The 16789-nt window shown below is 37.9% G+C and carries 14 protein-coding genes; 9 read left to right on the forward strand and 5 right to left on the reverse strand.

Features of this window, described 5'->3' with window-relative positions; genetic code table 11:
• Positions 1-132: 132 nt before the first annotated feature.
• On the forward strand, positions 133-786 hold the full coding sequence (gene fsa, locus ACY2RU_RS13185) for a fructose-6-phosphate aldolase (RefSeq protein WP_490138938.1): 654 nt from the start codon (positions 133-135) through the stop codon (positions 784-786).
• A gap of 50 nt (positions 787-836) precedes the next feature.
• Here fsa and ACY2RU_RS13190 read toward each other — a convergent pair whose 3' ends face one another.
• The gene (locus ACY2RU_RS13190; protein ID WP_490138939.1) at positions 837-2243 is read right to left on the reverse strand and encodes a TlpA family protein disulfide reductase; all 1407 of its coding nucleotides are present in this window, start codon (positions 2241-2243) and stop codon (positions 837-839) included.
• Between the two features lie 135 nt (positions 2244-2378).
• On the opposite strand from ACY2RU_RS13190, the gene ACY2RU_RS13195 reads away from it, so the two are divergent.
• Positions 2379-4004, forward strand: coding sequence for an ABC-F family ATP-binding cassette domain-containing protein (locus ACY2RU_RS13195; RefSeq protein WP_490138940.1), 1626 nt, complete (start codon positions 2379-2381; stop codon positions 4002-4004).
• Here ACY2RU_RS13195 and ACY2RU_RS13200 read toward each other — a convergent pair whose 3' ends face one another.
• Both ACY2RU_RS13200 and ACY2RU_RS13205 read right to left on the reverse strand, forming a co-directional pair.
• Positions 4005-4250, reverse strand: a complete 246-nt coding sequence (locus ACY2RU_RS13200) for a DUF2007 domain-containing protein (protein ID WP_490138941.1) — start codon at positions 4248-4250, stop codon at positions 4005-4007.
• A gap of 2 nt (positions 4251-4252) precedes the next feature.
• A complete protein-coding gene (locus ACY2RU_RS13205; protein ID WP_490138942.1) occupies positions 4253-4969 on the reverse strand; it encodes a hypothetical protein in 717 nt (238 codons plus the stop codon).
• 144 nt (positions 4970-5113) lie between these two features.
• On the opposite strand from ACY2RU_RS13205, the gene ACY2RU_RS13210 reads away from it, so the two are divergent.
• On the forward strand, positions 5114-5692 hold the full coding sequence (locus tag ACY2RU_RS13210; protein WP_490138943.1) for a fasciclin domain-containing protein: 579 nt from the start codon (positions 5114-5116) through the stop codon (positions 5690-5692).
• Between the two features lie 28 nt (positions 5693-5720).
• On the opposite strand, the gene pheT is transcribed toward ACY2RU_RS13210, so the two are convergent.
• Entirely contained in the window at positions 5721-8147 is a 2427-nt protein-coding gene (gene pheT, locus ACY2RU_RS13215; RefSeq protein ID WP_490138944.1) for a phenylalanine--tRNA ligase subunit beta, read from the reverse strand.
• Positions 8148-8251: 104 nt separating this feature from the next.
• Here pheT and ACY2RU_RS13220 point away from each other — a divergent pair, with 104 nt between their 5' ends.
• From ACY2RU_RS13220 to ACY2RU_RS13230, 3 genes are read left to right on the forward strand one after another with little or no spacing between them, the layout of a single operon-like run.
• On the forward strand, positions 8252-8455 hold the full coding sequence (locus tag ACY2RU_RS13220) for a hypothetical protein (protein ID WP_490138945.1): 204 nt from the start codon (positions 8252-8254) through the stop codon (positions 8453-8455).
• A gap of 16 nt (positions 8456-8471) precedes the next feature.
• The gene (locus ACY2RU_RS13225) at positions 8472-9296 is read left to right on the forward strand and encodes a hypothetical protein (protein WP_490138946.1); all 825 of its coding nucleotides are present in this window, start codon (positions 8472-8474) and stop codon (positions 9294-9296) included.
• 54 nt (positions 9297-9350) lie between these two features.
• Complete coding sequence (locus ACY2RU_RS13230; RefSeq protein ID WP_490138947.1) at positions 9351-10604, forward strand: TlpA disulfide reductase family protein; 1254 nt, start codon at positions 9351-9353, stop codon at positions 10602-10604.
• Between the two features lie 27 nt (positions 10605-10631).
• On the opposite strand, the gene recG is transcribed toward ACY2RU_RS13230, so the two are convergent.
• Complete coding sequence (recG, locus tag ACY2RU_RS13235) at positions 10632-12737, reverse strand: ATP-dependent DNA helicase RecG (protein ID WP_490138948.1); 2106 nt, start codon at positions 12735-12737, stop codon at positions 10632-10634.
• Positions 12738-12850: 113 nt separating this feature from the next.
• On the opposite strand from recG, the gene ACY2RU_RS13240 reads away from it, so the two are divergent.
• The 3 genes from ACY2RU_RS13240 (at position 12851) to ACY2RU_RS13250 (ending at position 16789) form a co-directional block, all read left to right on the forward strand.
• On the forward strand, positions 12851-14926 hold the full coding sequence (locus ACY2RU_RS13240; RefSeq protein ID WP_490138949.1) for a M1 family metallopeptidase: 2076 nt from the start codon (positions 12851-12853) through the stop codon (positions 14924-14926).
• A gap of 3 nt (positions 14927-14929) precedes the next feature.
• A complete protein-coding gene (locus ACY2RU_RS13245) occupies positions 14930-15847 on the forward strand; it encodes a patatin-like phospholipase family protein (RefSeq protein ID WP_490138950.1) in 918 nt (305 codons plus the stop codon).
• Positions 15848-16093: 246 nt separating this feature from the next.
• Positions 16094-16789: a hypothetical protein gene (locus ACY2RU_RS13250; protein WP_490138951.1), complete on the forward strand. Its 696-nt coding sequence runs from the start codon at positions 16094-16096 to the stop codon at positions 16787-16789.

Below are 16789 nucleotides of genomic sequence, written 5' to 3' on the forward strand. Positions count from 1 at the left end.
TTCCGCTAGATATGCCTCTTGCTATAAATACCCGTAACCTTATCAACAGCTCCGCTCATAACTTTTTGGGTTTAATACACTCATAGGTAACCGACTTCCTTATTTTTGTAGAAATCTTAATTAAAACACATCATGAAATTTTTTATTGATACAGCAAACTTAGATCAAATTCGCGAAGCCCAAGATCTTGGGGTGCTCGATGGCGTTACAACAAACCCTTCGTTGATGGCCAAAGAAGGTATTACGGGTCACGATAATATCCTAAAGCATTATGTGAAGATTTGTAATATCGTTGAGGGAGATGTTTCCGCCGAAGTTATTGCAACCGATTTTGACGGGATGGTTCGTGAAGGTGAAGCTTTAGCCGAATTACACCCTCAAATTGTCGTTAAAATTCCAATGATCAAAGAAGGAATCAAAGCCATAAAATACTTTACTGATAAAGGGATTAGAACCAACTGTACGTTGGTTTTTTCTGCGGGTCAGGCTTTATTAGCGGCCAAAGCTGGTGCAACTTATGTTTCTCCTTTTATAGGTCGGTTAGACGATATTTCTACAGACGGTTTAAATCTTATTGCTGAAATTCGCCTTATCTACGATAACTACGGATTTGAAACAGAGATCCTTGCAGCATCGGTTAGACATACCATGCATATTTTGGAATGCGCCAAGATAGGTGCTGATGTGATGACAGGACCGCTGTCTTCTATTGAAGGTCTATTAAATCACCCATTAACAGACATAGGACTAGCAAAATTCTTAGAAGATTACAACAAAGGGAATTAGTCTAATACAGATACTAAAACACAGCCTTTCAATTACTTTGGAAGGCTTTTTTAATTAAGGGAGGCGAGTAATTGTGATTCCATTTCGTCAGTAAAGAGATTTCCGTTACTGGTGATGATCACTCCATCTTTATCAACTATAAAGGCTTTATTTGAAGAGTTGAGCACTAATTTTCGTTGCGCTTCAGAAACATTATCGAACTGATATTCATACTCCTTATTAAAACCAGATCTTATTATCATAGCACGCCATTTCTTAAAGTGAGTGTCAGTATTGATTCCAACGAAATCGTATTCAGGATATTTCCCCTTGAGTTCCGATGCTTTAAGATGAATTTCTTTATAGTGCTTTGTTGAGCGCCCCGACCAAAAATAGAGTACAGTAGGTTTCTTTAAAATAGATGCTAAGGGTTGTGTTTCGTTATTCGAACAAACAATCATGATCTCAGGGATCTTGTTGCCTGGGGTTAGGCTAATAGTAGCAGATGATAATAAACCTATTTCCTGTTTATGCGCCTTATTTGTACTCAAATTATTAAACAGCATTGCCATCTCAGCTTGATTCTTTGAGTCTTTTTCGTTAAGTAAATATCTGCGAGCAATAGAGCGTAACAGATTATTCTTTAAAGAATCATTGGTGATCTTTTCATTTACTAAATTGATCTTGGCAGCGTTGTGTTCATAAGATCGTTTATCGTAAAACTGATCTTTACCCTTGTTCTTTTCATACACTAGATTGTCAAAGTGCGGACTAAAAAATGTGTAATACGAATAGAAGAATCGTAAATCTTCATTTCCGTAATCTATGTTTTTTCTGAAACTGAAAAATTCCTTCGGAATTCGTTCACCTTTACCGTTCTTGATATTAACAGAAGCGTAGTACTCCTTCATAGTATAAATGTCATACTCATTACTCGCTTCAACATATTGACTGAAATTGCTGGAAACCTCATGATCTGCTCGATATTCGGCATAAATATTCTCACGAATGTCTTGAAGTGAATCTACTTTCGCTTCAAATACTTCCGGACTCAAATTGTACCAAGTTGCTACTTTTTGGTCTTCCTTCTCATTTAGAAGAAAATATTCCATCAATAAATTATTGCGATCAGCTCCAGTTCCTGTATAGGTAAGAGATTCATCAAAGTCCATTGTATTTACCCTAAGTAATAAACTGTCTCCCGGTTGAATGTAGAAATACTGAAATTCACTATGACGAAACGAGTAAAGGCCTTCCTCCAAAGAAGTAGTAGTATACATAAAATGATTGGAGGCGTCTAGACGTAAAGTGTCAATCACGCAATTACCTTTTGAAAGAATAACAAAATCCGACTTGGGGTTGACGATTTCTCCGCCAATCCAAATCTCAGTCTTTTCTTTCTTGGAAGTATTACAAGAAAATAGGAGCAGGGGCACGGCTACTAAGCAAGCCGCTCGCTTCAATACATTTAGATTCATAATTCCCACAAAAATAATCTACACGACTGTGGTATATTGTTAATTGAGCGTTAAAAGGAATTTATAAACGTTAATATTTCTTCAATCCCTCATTATTGGTTACTTTTGCGCCGAATTTAATACCTTATTTTTTACATGCTTTCAGTTTCAAATCTATCGGTTCAATTTGGTAAACGTGTGTTGTTCGATGAAGTGAACACACAATTCGTACAAGGAAATTGCTACGGAATTATTGGCGCAAATGGTGCCGGAAAATCGACCCTCTTAAAAATCATTTCAGGAAAACAAGATCCAACCTCAGGTCATGTGCATCTTGAGCCAGGCAAACGTATGTCGGTTCTAGAACAGAACCACAACGCCTATGATGAATTCACCGTCTTAGAGACTGTAATTAGAGGAAACAAGGAACTTTTCAGTATTAAATCTGAAATTGATAAATTGTATGAAGACTATACCGATGCCAATGCTGAACGAATAGGCGAATTACAGGTTATCTTTGAAGAAATGAACGGTTGGAATGCAGATAGTGATGCAGCTACCTTATTATCAAATTTAGGGATAGATGCAGCTCTGCACTACAATCTAATGGCCGATCTTGACGGTAAGCAAAAGGTACGTGTGCTTCTGGCACAAGCACTATTTGGAAGTCCGGATGTGCTCATAATGGATGAGCCAACAAACGATCTTGATTATGAAACAATTAGCTGGTTGGAGCATTTTTTAGCAAATTATGATAATTGTGTTATAGTGGTTTCTCACGACCGTCACTTTTTGGATGCGGTATGTACACATATCAGTGATATTGACTTCGGAAAAATTAATCACTTTAGTGGTAACTATACCTTTTGGTATGAAAGTAGCCAGTTAGCAGCGCGTCAACGTGCACAACAAAACAAAAAGGCTGAAGATAAAAAGAAAGAACTCGAAGAGTTTATTCGTAGATTTTCAGCGAACATGGCAAAATCTAAGCAAGCGACCAGTAGAAAAAAGATGATCGACAAACTAAATGTTTCCGATATCAAACCTTCGAGTCGCCGCTATCCAGCGATTATTTTTGAGCGCGAGCGCGAAGCAGGGGATCAAATATTAAATGTTGAAAACTTATCTGCTTCTTTAGATGGTGAAACGCTGTTTAAAGATATCAATATCAATTTAACAAAAGGAGATAAAGTGGTTGTTTTTTCACGTGACTCGCGTGCAACAACAGCTTTTTACGAAATTATTAACGGTAATCAAAAGGCAGATGCGGGTGAATATCAATGGGGTGTAACTACAAATCAGAGTTATTTACCATTAGATAATCATAGTTTTTTTGAAAGTAATATGTCTTTAGTTGATTGGTTACGTCAATGGGCTAAAACAGAGGAAGAGCGCGAAGAAGTTTATATTCGTGGTTTCCTCGGAAAAATGCTGTTTAGCGGAGAAGAGGCACTTAAAAAATGTAATGTACTCTCTGGAGGAGAAAAAGTACGTTGTATGCTTAGCCGAATGATGATGATGCGTGCTAATGTTGTCATGCTTGATGAGCCAACAAACCACTTAGACCTGGAATCTATTACAGCCTTTAATAATTCGCTAAAAAACTTTAAAGGAACCGTTCTGCTTACAACTCATGATCATGAGTTTGCTCAAACCGTAGGTAATCGGGTGATCGAGTTAACGCCATCAGGAGTTATTGATCGTTATATGTCTTTCGACGAGTATATGCATGACAAAAAGATCAAAGAACAACGGGATGCTATGTACGGGGTAAAGGCTTAATTAGTCTTCTTCTATTTCCTTTAAATAAGCATCAATTTCAGCTTGTGCAGTATCAAGTTCTTCATTTCTAATGAATAACTGAACCTGCCCAGGGACACCTTGAGCAAAGCCACTGGTAATGCCACTTTCGTGGTCATCCCGTCGAACAGGAGAAATACCAATAGCATTAAGCCGAGCGACCAATCCTTGTGCAAGCATAGCTGGTCCTGTATAAATACGCGTTGTTTGTTTTGCCTTGTCTGTCATAGTTAGCTGTTATAAAATTTACTGTTCCAAATAGCTCCGTTGAAATTTTTTCCTTTAGCAAAGCCATAAAATAATGCGATACCGGCCATGCCTTTAAAAACAAACAGGAGTAACATGATATATTCTTGTGCGCTGTGAGTTTTTGAAAATAGATCTAAGGGCATCATTGAGGTTATTATGATGCTTAATAAAAAGATGGTGGCCACTAAATTTTCAAAACTTTTATAAGGCCACATCAACAATTTACGAAGTGGATGAAGATCATTCCCCCATTTGTGTATTAGATAAAAATAATTATTACCCATTGGAGCAAAAAGTAAAGGGTCGTCTGCGTTTTCAAGCTTTAGAAGTTTTGCAGGTGCAACGATCTTAAAGTCGGTTAAAGTGGTTTTATGTGTTTTTTCAAGATGGCGTATCTGAGAAATCGCTTCCTCAGGAAATTCTCCTTTAAAGAAACGAGCATCCAAAAATCGTAATCTATATGTGACGCATAATTTTTTTATATCGTCAAGATGGTATAGGCGCTCTGAAACTAATAAGTCAAGATCAAAGGTGTTTTTTCTTCCTTCAGATGCGTTACTTAGCGTCTTTCTGATGGCAGCACGTTCGTTTTCATTACTGTTTAAAATTTTATGTACTTCAGTTAAAAGTTGAGCGGGAGCACTTCGTTTATCTCTAAGTTTGCTCAATTTGGCTTCGATATTGGTCTTTTCAAACATCGTCAAACAATTTTTAATAAAATTACACGCTAGATCAATTGAAAGCAAAATTTTTAAGTTAAAATGATGCTATCATTAAATAATCCTAAGGAAGCCACGTTTTGGTAGGGTATTTGATTATTTTTATACCGAAAAATCATATCTATGCGTTTTAAAATACTGTTATCTGCTCTTGTTATCTTTATTGCCACAACCACTGCAACCGCTCAAAAATACGAGTCAACTTCGGTACAAGCGGCAACCAAAAAGTATAAGGAAGTTGTTTTTTCTTCGGAAAAATCACTTGCCGAGAATTTGTCTTTATCTGAAGATTTCAGCTATATAGCAAACTTGTTAAATGATGAGCAATTTGCAAACGAGCTTTCAACTTCAGAAATGATCACCGTTTTTGTAGTGCGTGATAAGTCATTTACAGATATGCCAGAAGAGACTCGCGATTCTATAGTTGGAAATAAGAGTTTGATGGAAAACATGCTTAAACTAAACGTAATTCCTGGGCGTGTTGATAGTAATGCTTTGCTTGACGGGATTCAGCGAAATAATGGTACTGTTTATTACACAACGCTTTCCAACGAAAAAATAGGTTTTAGAAAACAAAACGGGAAAGTTGTGATGTTTGATCATAATAATAACACCGCCATCGTGACCGATACCGATTATTTGCACAGCAAAGGGTATTTTCACATCGTTGACGGTTTGCTGTTTCCAGCCTCAAAAAAGTGATAGCTGCAGCTTATATTTTTATGCCTTTTTAGCGAAGCGAAGCTCCAAAATCTTTTTCAAATCGCTGCTGTAACTTGCCCATTATTTTATCGATCTGTTTGTCGGTAAGAGTTTTACGTTCGTCTTGTAGTGTAAAACTTAGGGCGTATGATTTTTTTCCTTCAGGTAATTTAGAACCGGTGTACACGTCGAAGAGAGATACATCTTTAAGCAATTGTTTTTCCGTTTGAAACGCAGCAAGTTTTAATGAATCAAAACTTACAGTATTATCTAGCAACAAGGCAAAATCTCTTTTTACCTTCGGAAATTTAGGAATAGGCTTTAAATGAAAGCTCTTGGAAGATATTTCTGCTAGAACCGCATCCCAATTAAAATCGGCGAAAATAGTTTCAGCTTCCACGTCGAAATGTTTGGTTACTTTTTTCTTTAAAACTCCTAATTCAACGAGTGTCTCATTATTCTTAAAAAGTGTAATTCCTTCAGAAAACACATCATTTTTAAGTCCTTTCTCTGTATAATCTGCTATTCCTAAGCGATCTAATATGGAGGTTACAATTCCTTTTCCGAAGAAAAAGTCGCTCTTTTTACTTGTATTTGTCCATGAATCTGGCTGCAAGGCTCCTGAAATAATCACAGAAAGGTGTTTTTTCTCTTCTCGTCCACTAGGATAATTATGATAGGTTTTGCCAAACTCAAATAATTTTACATCACTCATTCTTCTATTGCTGTTATACGCCAATGCTTCTAACATGCCAAAGAGCATTGATTGACGCATCACTGCAAGATCATTACTCAATGGGTTGAGCATTTCAACTTGATGTGCCGTGCTTAAATAAGTGCTCAGCGCAGTATATTCGGGAGAGGTCAATGAATTTGCCAGCATTTCGTTAAAGCCTAAAGCCGTAAGTTGTGAAGCCACCTTGTCTTGTACCAAGTAATCTTCAACAGGCAATGTTTTTGCCATAGAGGCATTTAGTTTTTCTGTAAACTGTATGTTGTTATATCCGTAAACTCTCAGTACTTCTTCGATAACATCGGCTTCTCTAGTGACATCATTTCTATAGGCGGGTATTGTCATTCCAATACCAGTTTCAGTCACGTTGTTCATCTTAATGTCAAGAGAAGAAAGAATTTCTTTAATTGTTTCTTTCGGAATTTCCTCACCGATAAGGCGCGCTGTATTCTCAAAATTTAAAAATACTTGGTGGTCTTCAATTTTCTTCGGATAAATATCTACAATATCGCTAGTAATTTCACCACCAGCTATCTCAGTAATTAAAATAGCCGCATGCATTAAGGCATATTCTGTAGTGTTTGGATCTATACCACGTTCAAACCTGAAAGAAGCATCGGTATTTAAACCATGTCTTTTAGCTGTTTTACGTACGCTTACAGGATTAAAATAGGCGCTTTCTAAGAATATACTTGTCGTGCTTTCGGTCACTCCGCTGTGCTTTCCACCGAAAACACCAGCAATACACATCGGTTTTTCTGCATCACAGATCATTAGATCTTCTTCGTGAAGTTCACGTTCTACGTCATCTAATGTGGTAAACTTAGTTCCTGCTGGTAGGGTTTTAACTATTACCTGATTTCCTTTGATCTTAGCTGCGTCGAAAGCATGTAAAGGTTGCCCTAACCCGTGTAAAACATAATTTGTAATATCTACAATATTGTTAATGGGTGTTAGCCCAATCGCTTTGAGTCGGTTTTGTAACCACGCAGGTGAGTCGTCAACTACAATTCCGCTAATTGTTACGCCACAATATCTAGGTGCTAATTCATTTTCCTCTACCGAAACATCCATTTTGAGTGTTCGGCTGTCTATATGAAAGCTACTAGTTGATGGAGTAATAAGCTCTAAAGAGACTTCGTGTTGTAAAAGTCCAGCCTTTAGGTCACGGGCAACGCCCCAATGACTCATGGCATCTGCGCGGTTAGGGGTAAGGCCGATCTCAAATACAACATCTTTTTCAACTTCTAGTACTGTAGCAAGTGGTGTTCCTGGTACTAGATCTTCTTTTAAGACCATGATACCGTCATGACTTTTTCCAAGGCCTAGTTCATCTTCGGCACAGATCATACCCATACTAACTTCGCCGCGAATTTTTCCTTTTTTGATCTCCCATGGTTTTTCATCGGCATCGTATAAAGTTGTGCCTACCGTGGCAACAGGGACTTTTTGACCCTTTGCTACATTAGGAGCACCACATACAATTTGGACGGGTTCTTCTAGACCAAGATCGACAGTAGTTACCTTAAGCCGATCTGCATTTGAATGCTGCTCACAAGAGAGAACATGCCCTACAATAACACCTTCAAGACCTCCGGTTACAGACGAAAATGGCTCTACACCCTCAATTTCGAGTCCGAGATCTGTAAGAAGCTCACCTGTTTTTGTGGCTTCCCAGTCTAATTTTATGAATTGTTTAAGCCAGTTGTAAGAGATCTTCATGAGTGCTTTTGATTAGTTTGCAAAGATAAAATATTGCGGGTAGCATTCAAATTATGGCTCATAATTTGTACATTTAAAATTCTTAACATAAACACTTAATAAAAATGAAAAAATTAGCAACTCTTTTCGCTTGTATATTCGTGCTCGCGGCAACATCGTGTCGTGATACAAACAAAGAGGCAGAAGAAACTGAAGTTATCGTAGAACAAATCGAAAGTATCGAAGCTGAAGCGGATAAAATTTCCGAAGAAGTAGAAAAAACAGCCAATGAACTTGAAGAGTCATTAAAGGCCTTAGATAGTATTTAATCATAAAATATAAGAAATGAAAACAGTAAAACAATTTGCCATTGCTAGCCTTTTGGTTTTTTTCGTCGGACTTAATAGTGCTATTGCACAATCGACTTCCGCGGAAAAAATGAAAAAGGAGATGATGGAAAAGAAGGCAGATGCCGAGCGCGATGCTCAAAAGGAAAAAGAAAAAGCAAAACAAGACGCAAATGCTGTAAAAAAAGATGTCAAAAAAGATGTCAACGCCGCTTTAGATCAAAAAAAGGGAGTTTTAGATGCAAAAAGTGACGATGCAGATCAAAAGATTGATCCTGCAAGCGCTGAACGAAAGCGTCTTGAGGCCGAATATGCTAAAATAAAAGCAGATTACTACGCTCGTATTGAGAAAGCCAATCCGTCTGACCAAGCTAAATTAAAGGAAGAGATGATGGCGGCGCTTTTAAAGAAACGTGAAGAAATGAGCAAAATTATGGAGGAGAAGTCTGCCCAAATTAATGCTTCAAATTCTGGAACGGCTACAAGCACTACTAAGCCTGTCGTTTCTGTGGAAAAGAAGGATGCACGTGTGGTAAAAGGAATTGCCAAAATTGATGAGGCAAAGGCTAATTTGGAGCAAAAGAAAACGGCGATTAACAGTAAACGTTCTTTGGTGGCCAAAGCCGAAGAGAAAGTAGCTGATAGTAAGCTACGGCTTGCTGCTGCCATTGCGGAAGGAAATTTAACGGAGGCTGAAATTGCTAAAAAGCAAGCTTCTATTTCGCGTGCAGAAGGTCTTATCGCAAAATTAGAAGAGTCTCTTTCTATGGGGGTAAACACCATCGATGCGCAAAAAGCGAAGCTTACAGTCGACAAAAATTAGAGAAACTTTAAGATTTCATTCAATAGGCGTTAGATATCTAACGCCTATTTTTGTTTGAAAGAATTCAAATATATGCGTCAGATCAATCCATTTAGGTATTTTCAATATGTTGGTGTCGTTTCACTAGTTTTTTTTCTTTGTTCATGTCAGAATAATGAAAAAACTTTAAAAACAGGGCCGTGGCGTGCAAGTCTAGAGATTAAAAAAGGGAAGGAACTACCTTTTTTATTAGATTTAAAGGCCGATACTACCATGGTATTTTATAATGCCGAGGAGGAAATTTTAATTACTGATATTACTCTAAAAGGCGACTCAATCACTATTGAACATCCTGTTTTTGAAGGGACTTTTAAAGGTAAGTATACTTCAGATTCTATTTATGGTGATTTTATAAAACCGAGTTTAGATCGTACTGTGCCTTTTAGCATGCGGCATGGAAACGACTTGCGATTTCATGTAACAGGAGCACCAAACACAATCATTACTGGGAATTGGGAAACTGTTTTCAGTCCGAATAATGCAAAGGATCGTTATATAGCGAAGGCTATTTTTGAACAAACGGGCAACCGAGTAACAGGAACCATTCGAACAACCACGGGCGATTACCGCTATTTAGACGGTGTTATTCAAGACGACTCCTTAAAGCTGTCTACCTTTGATGGTGCTCATGCCTTTTTATTTGAGGCTGAGGTCAAAGATAGTTTGATGCAGGGTGTTTTTTATAGTGGAAATCACTGGAAAGAACCATTTACAGCGAAGAGGAATGATGCATATAAGCTTCCGTCACCAGATTCATTGACTTTCCTTAAAGAAGGATATGAAAAATTAGCCTTTTCTTTTCCTACTGCTAAAGGAAAGCAGATTTCTTTAGCCGATAAGCAATTTAAGAACAAGGTTGTTGTGGTGCAGATCATGGGAACTTGGTGTCCGAACTGCCTTGACGAAACCAAGTTTTTGTCTAATTATTACAAGAAAAAGAAGAATGACGATTTAGCGTTTGTTGGATTGGCTTTTGAGTACGCACCAACTCAAGAGAAAGCCTTCGCGGCACTACAGCGATTAGAAGATCGGGTAGGGGTTACGTATCCCTTGTTATTAGCGCAATACGGAAGCAGTAGTAAGGAGAAGGCACAACAAAAACTACCTATGCTTAATCATGTCTTGTCATATCCCACTACTATTTTTATAGATAAAGAAGGTGTTGTAAGAAAGATCCACACTGGGTTTAATGGACCCGCAACGGGTAAGGAATACGATATGTTTGTTCAGGATTTTGAGCGGTTTATTACTATGTTATTGGAGGAATAACAAGATCAAATGATTTTCTTCGGAAGACTAACTGATATAGTTCCAAATATTTTTATACTTAGCTAATTGCGCATATGTGCGCTTTATAGGAAGATTTTCTGGTAAGTTTAATGAGGGGTCGGTTTTTAAAACTTGTATAGCGTAGCTTCGGGCGATCTTAAGGATGGCTGTGTCATTGATTATATCTGCGATCCGAAGATTGAGAACGCCGCTCTGTTGTGTGCCCATGAGGTCTCCAGGGCCTCTTAGTTTTAAATCTACCTCTGCTATTTCAAAACCGTCACTAGTACGAGTCATAGTTGAAATCCTAGTTTTAGCGTCTGCTGAAAGTTTATGACCGGTCATAAGAATACAATAACTTTGTTCTGCGCCTCTTCCCACGCGACCCCTCAATTGATGCAACTGTGAGAGTCCGAAGCGTTCTGCGCTTTCAATAACCATTACACTTGCATTTGGAACATTTACGCCAACTTCGATTACAGTAGTGGCTACCATAATTTGAGTTTCGCCTTTTACAAAACGATTCATTTCGTACTCTTTGTCGGCAGGTTTCATTTGTCCATGTACAATTGAGACTTGGTATTTTGGCAAGGGGAATTCACGTACAATACTCTCATAACCATCCATAAGATCTTTGTAGTCTAAGGCCTCGCTTTCCTGAATTAATGGATATACAATATAGACCTGTCTACCCTTCGAAATTTCATCCCGAATAAACCTAAAAACCTTCAATCTATTAGCGTCATATCGATGTACAGTCTTAATGTCTTTTCTTCCCGGTGGAAGTTCATCAATAACACTAATATCCAGATCGCCGTAAACGCTCATCGCCAGAGTACGTGGAATAGGGGTAGCGGTCATCACCAGAACGTGTGGAGGTAGTTTATTTTTATGCCATAATTTGCTTCGTTGTGCAACTCCAAATCGGTGTTGTTCATCTATAATCGCTAAGCCTAAGTTCTTAAATTTTACCTTATCTTCGAGGAGCGCATGTGTGCCAATAAGGATATCAATAGATCCATTTTCCAGCTTTTCGTGGATTTCTCTACGATTTGAAGTTTTAGTTGACCCAGTTAATAATGAAACACTGGTTTTTAGTTCTTTACATAAATCAATTAAGCCGTTATAGTGTTGGACTGACAAAATTTCAGTCGGTGCCATTAAGCAGGCTTGAAAACCGTTGTCAATAGCTATTAACATTGATAATAGTGCCACAATGGTCTTGCCTGAGCCTACATCTCCTTGGAGTAATCGATTCATTTGTGCATTACTGCCTAAATCGCTTCGTATTTCCTTGACTACTCTTTTCTGTGCTTCCGTTAATTCAAAAGGTAGGTGATCCTTGTAAAAAGTTTTAAAATTTTCTCCTATCTGTGTAAAAGGATATCCTTTTATTTTAGCTTTATGAAGCATGTTTTTTCGCAGTAATTGTAATTGGATATAAAACAGTTCTTCAAATTTAAGACGATATGTTGCACGTGTCAATAATTCCTGACTCTTTGGAAAATGGATATTGAATAATGCTTCGTTTTTTGATGCTAATTTTAAGCTGTCCAATAGGTGCTTTGGAAGGGTCTCTTCAAACTTATTTTTGTGCTCCAAAAAGAGTTGTTGCATCAGTGTATTTAGTACCCGGTTTGTGATGCCAGCATTGCCTAATTTTTCGGTTGAAGGATAAACCGGTTGCATTGCCGATCTAAATTTCTTTTCATGTATTTCTAGTAATTCCATTTCAGGATGTGGCATCGAAAAGGAACCATTGTAGTGATTTGTTTTTCCGAAGATCACATAAGGCAGATTGATCTTTAAGTTTTCGCGGATCCATTTATGACCACGAAACCAAACGAGTTCCATTTTACCTGTATCATCTATAAAAGTGGCAACAAGTCGTTTTCCTCGTTTTTGTTCTACAACCTTAATGTGGGTAATCTTGCCAATGACTTGAATTTCGGCGTTGGTGTTGGGTAACTGTCCTATCTTGTGATATTGTGTGCGATCTAAATAACGATTTGGAAATAGGTTGAGTAAGTCTTGAAAAGTATGAATACCCAATTCAGTTTTTAGCAAACTAGCTCGATTAGGACCTACACCCTTTAAGTATTCTATAGGCGTTTGTAAAAAATTGGAATTCATAGAACGAAAGTAAAGCATTTCGGTTAAAAGCAGAAATAATACTGAGACCTCGAATACGAGGTTCTAAGGATGTAATTGTTTATTTTTGGTTCTATAATTGCTGTTTCCCTATTATGAGATATGTTTTGATTCTATTGCTTTTACTAACCAGCCTAGCTCATGGACAGCAGACTGAGGTAGTTGATTTTATTGAATTACAAGCTGTAGTAACGCCAGATGCTTCGGAAGAAAGTATCACGGGTTCGGTTGCTGTAAAGTTTGAAATCTTAAAGCCTACTTCTCAAATATTTTTAGATGCGGTTGATATGAGCATAACTGAAGTTGTTTTAAAAGAAGGAACTGGACCTTCCGAAGTGAAAATAGAGGCAATTTCCGAAGAAAATAAAATACAATTTAAAGCGGACTTTAGAGCTGGTGAAGTATATACGATTAGCTTTAAATACAATGCAAAACCAAAGCAAACGCTGTACTTTGTAGGAGATCAGATCTGGACGCAGGGACAAGGAAAATATACCTCTCATTGGCTTCCAAGTTTGGATGACATGAATGATAAAATGGTTTTTGACCTTGGTATTGTGGCGCCAAAGGAAAAAACCGTGATCGCAAATGGTTTGAAGTTAAGTGTAGAGCCACAGGGAGCAGATAGATTGTGGCAGTTTGATATGGTTAAGCCCATGCCTAGTTATTTGGTAGCGATGGCAATTGGTGATTATCAAAAGAGTAGCTTTTATACAGCTTCTGATGTCAAAATAGAACTGTATATGGCCAATGACAATAAGGAAAAGGCCGAATCCACCTACCGTTACACAAAGGATATTTTCGAATTTTTGGAAAACGAGATCGGAATACCTTATCCGTGGCAAGATTATAAACAAGTTCCCGTACGTGATTTTTTATATGCGGGAATGGAAAATACCGCCGCAACTTTCTTTTCGGAAGCATTTGTAGTAGATTCTACTGGTTTTAATGATAGAAGTTATACTGCGGTTAACGCGCACGAACTCGCCCATCAATGGTTTGGAAATCTAGTAACAGAGACCGAAAGTACACACCATTGGTTGCATGAGGGGTTTGCCACCTATTATGCATTGCTGGCAGAAAGAGAAATTTATGGTGCCGACCACTACTATTGGAAGTTGTTTAATTCGGCCGAACAATTACAATCACTTAGCGATGAGGGAAAAGGTGAATCTTTACTTGATGGAAAAGCGAGTTCACTTACCTTTTATGAAAAAGGAGCCTGGGCCCTGCATATGTTACGTGAGACCATTGGTGATGTCGCTTTTAGAACAGCAGTTAAAAACTATTTAGAGAAATATGCGTTTAAAAATGTGACAACACAAGATTTTTTAACTGAAGTGCAAGCGGCAACAACTGTCGATATTTCGGGATGGAAGCAAGACTGGCTGGAACAAACTGCATTTAAAGCTGAACAAGCTTATGAATCTTTAAAGCGATCAGATTTTATGCTGCGCTATTTTCAATTGGTTTCACTCAGAGAACAGCCTATCGAATCGAAAGTCGCGCTGTTACGAGCTGCTATCATTTCCGATAGTGATTTTTTAGGTCAGGAAGCTGTTTTTCAATTAGATGGTTCTTCTTTGAATACAGATGCTTTACAACTGCTCAAGCTTGCATTAAAAGATGGAAATTTATACACGCGACAAGCCATTGCGCTTTCACCTAATATGCCCATCGCAGAATTACAGCCGCAATATGAACAACTCCTTTTAGATGCATCTTATATTACGCAGGAAGCTATGCTTTATAATCTTTTTGTCGCGTTTCCGCAAAAGCGAAGTACATATCTTGATAAAATGGCCGATGTTGTTGGATTTCAGAATAAAAATGTTCGACAGTTATGGTTGGTGTTAGCGCTGGCAGATCCTGTGTATAAGCCTTTTCAGAAAGAAAATTTTAGAAATGAATTACTTTCGTACACCTCTCTAGACTATAGTTTTGAAGTTCGAGAAGTGGCGCTAGGATATGTCAATGAATTGAATTTATGGGATCTTAAAAGTCTAAGAAACTTGGTGAATGCCTGTGTGCATCATACATGGCGATTTAGAAGTAACGCCAGAAGTATTATGGATTTAGTACTTCAAAAGCCAGAATGGGTTGGAGCATTAAAGTCTATTGAGGCTGAGCTTCCAGAAAAAGAGCTGAACTATTTAAAATCAAAATGGTAATCTATGCGCGCATTAGTCATTTCAGGCGGAGGAAGTAAAGGAGCATTTGCCGGTGGCGTTGCGCAATATCTTACGGAAGATCTAGCTTTAGAGTACGACCTTTTTGTAGGAACTTCTACCGGGAGCTTACTTATTTCGCATTTGGCCTTAAACAAGGTGGCGAAGATCAAAGAGGTGTATACTTCGGTAAATCAACATAGTATCTTTAATCGGCGACCGTTTCGTGTGACAAAAACGAAGTATGGAGGTAAAGAGATAAGTATTGATCATATTAATGTGCTTCGGAATTTCTTCCGTGGAAGTAAAACCTTTGGCGAGAGTTATAATTTGCGAAAGCTTATCAAAGAAACACTTACTGAAGAAGAATTTCAGCAGCTTCAAAAAGGAAATAAAGATGTAGTGGTGACCGTATCTAATTTATCGCTCAATCAGGTTGAATACAAATCTATAAATGATTTTAGCTATGATGATTTTTGTGATTGGATCTGGATCTCTTGTAACTATGTGCCGTTTATGAGTTTGGTAAAAAAGAATGGATGCGAGTATGCCGATGGTGGTTTTGGCAGTATGGTACCCATTGAAGAGGCGATAAACCGCGGCGCGACAACCGTTGATGTGATCATTTTAGAAACCGAAGTTACTTATTACAACAGATTGCCTTCGCGCAACGTATTTTCTATGCTTACCAATATGCATGCTTTTATGCTGGATCGTGTAGAAAAACAGAACATTCGAATTGGTAAATTGGTTGCAAGCCAGAATGATGCTATTATTAATTTTTATTACACGCCTACGGTGCTTACCACAAACTCATTGGTTTTTGATAAAAAATTAATGTCTCAATGGTGGGAACGCGGATTGGAATATGCACAGCACAAGCACTCAGATCTCAATGAGATCAAAGCAATGGATGATGATTAATAAGTTTGATTTTTCTTCGGAAGGTTTTTACACTATTTGGTAATATTCTGTAGAGGTAAACCATGCAAGGTAAAGGAGTATTTACCCGTTTACGAAAGTATTTTCCCTCAAATTGAATGAGCGTTCGTTGCCTTAGCCCTTTATTACTAGGGTTTTTTACTTTTTACGAATCTTACGAACAGTTTTATAGCTTTCTAATGTCGTAAAATGGCATTACTTTTATAGGGTAACCAAAAAACATAAATCATGAAAAACGGCAAGAATTTTTTAATTTTTCTATTGCTTATGGCGGTGCTCGTTTTGGGCTATTTGCGATGCGAAGAAACTGATACCCCTGATAAGCCAACAAATGAAGCTCCACAACAAATTATCTCTCTTGAGCAAGCCAATGAAATGTACGATACATATACTGAAAGACGTATTGGTTTGATTCAGCAATATGAACGACCAAATCCCGATGGAAGTCCGTTTAATCCAACTCGTTACGGTTGGTATGATTATAAAACAATCAAGCAATATCTAGCTTATGTCGAGCATGAAGCCAAGTTGGCAAATGTAGAAGTTTCTGGAATTCAATTCTACTTAACGAGTTATCCAGATAAACAGACGTTTAGTAATGGCGCACCCGTTAAATACCCACGTCAAAATTCTTTTATGCTTATCCCAACTATGAATGTAGGCGGAAATGACATTGGTTTTATGACCGACGGCGCTGGCGATAAACGGAAGGCAATTCCGTTGAGTAATGTGATAGGACAATTAGCACCGAATCAACAGCAGGGTGGTCAAACTACACAACAAAGCGCTGGTTTTGGGTCGAAGTTTTTAATGATGAACCCTAATTTTATGAATTCTTTGGATCATCATGAAGGACACAGCTTAATTTTAAATGAAGGAAGTTTAATTCCTCCTCCGCGACAGTCAACCGATTTTGATCTATAA

The sequence above is a fragment of the Ulvibacter sp. 2305UL32-6 genome (assembly GCF_058148545.1).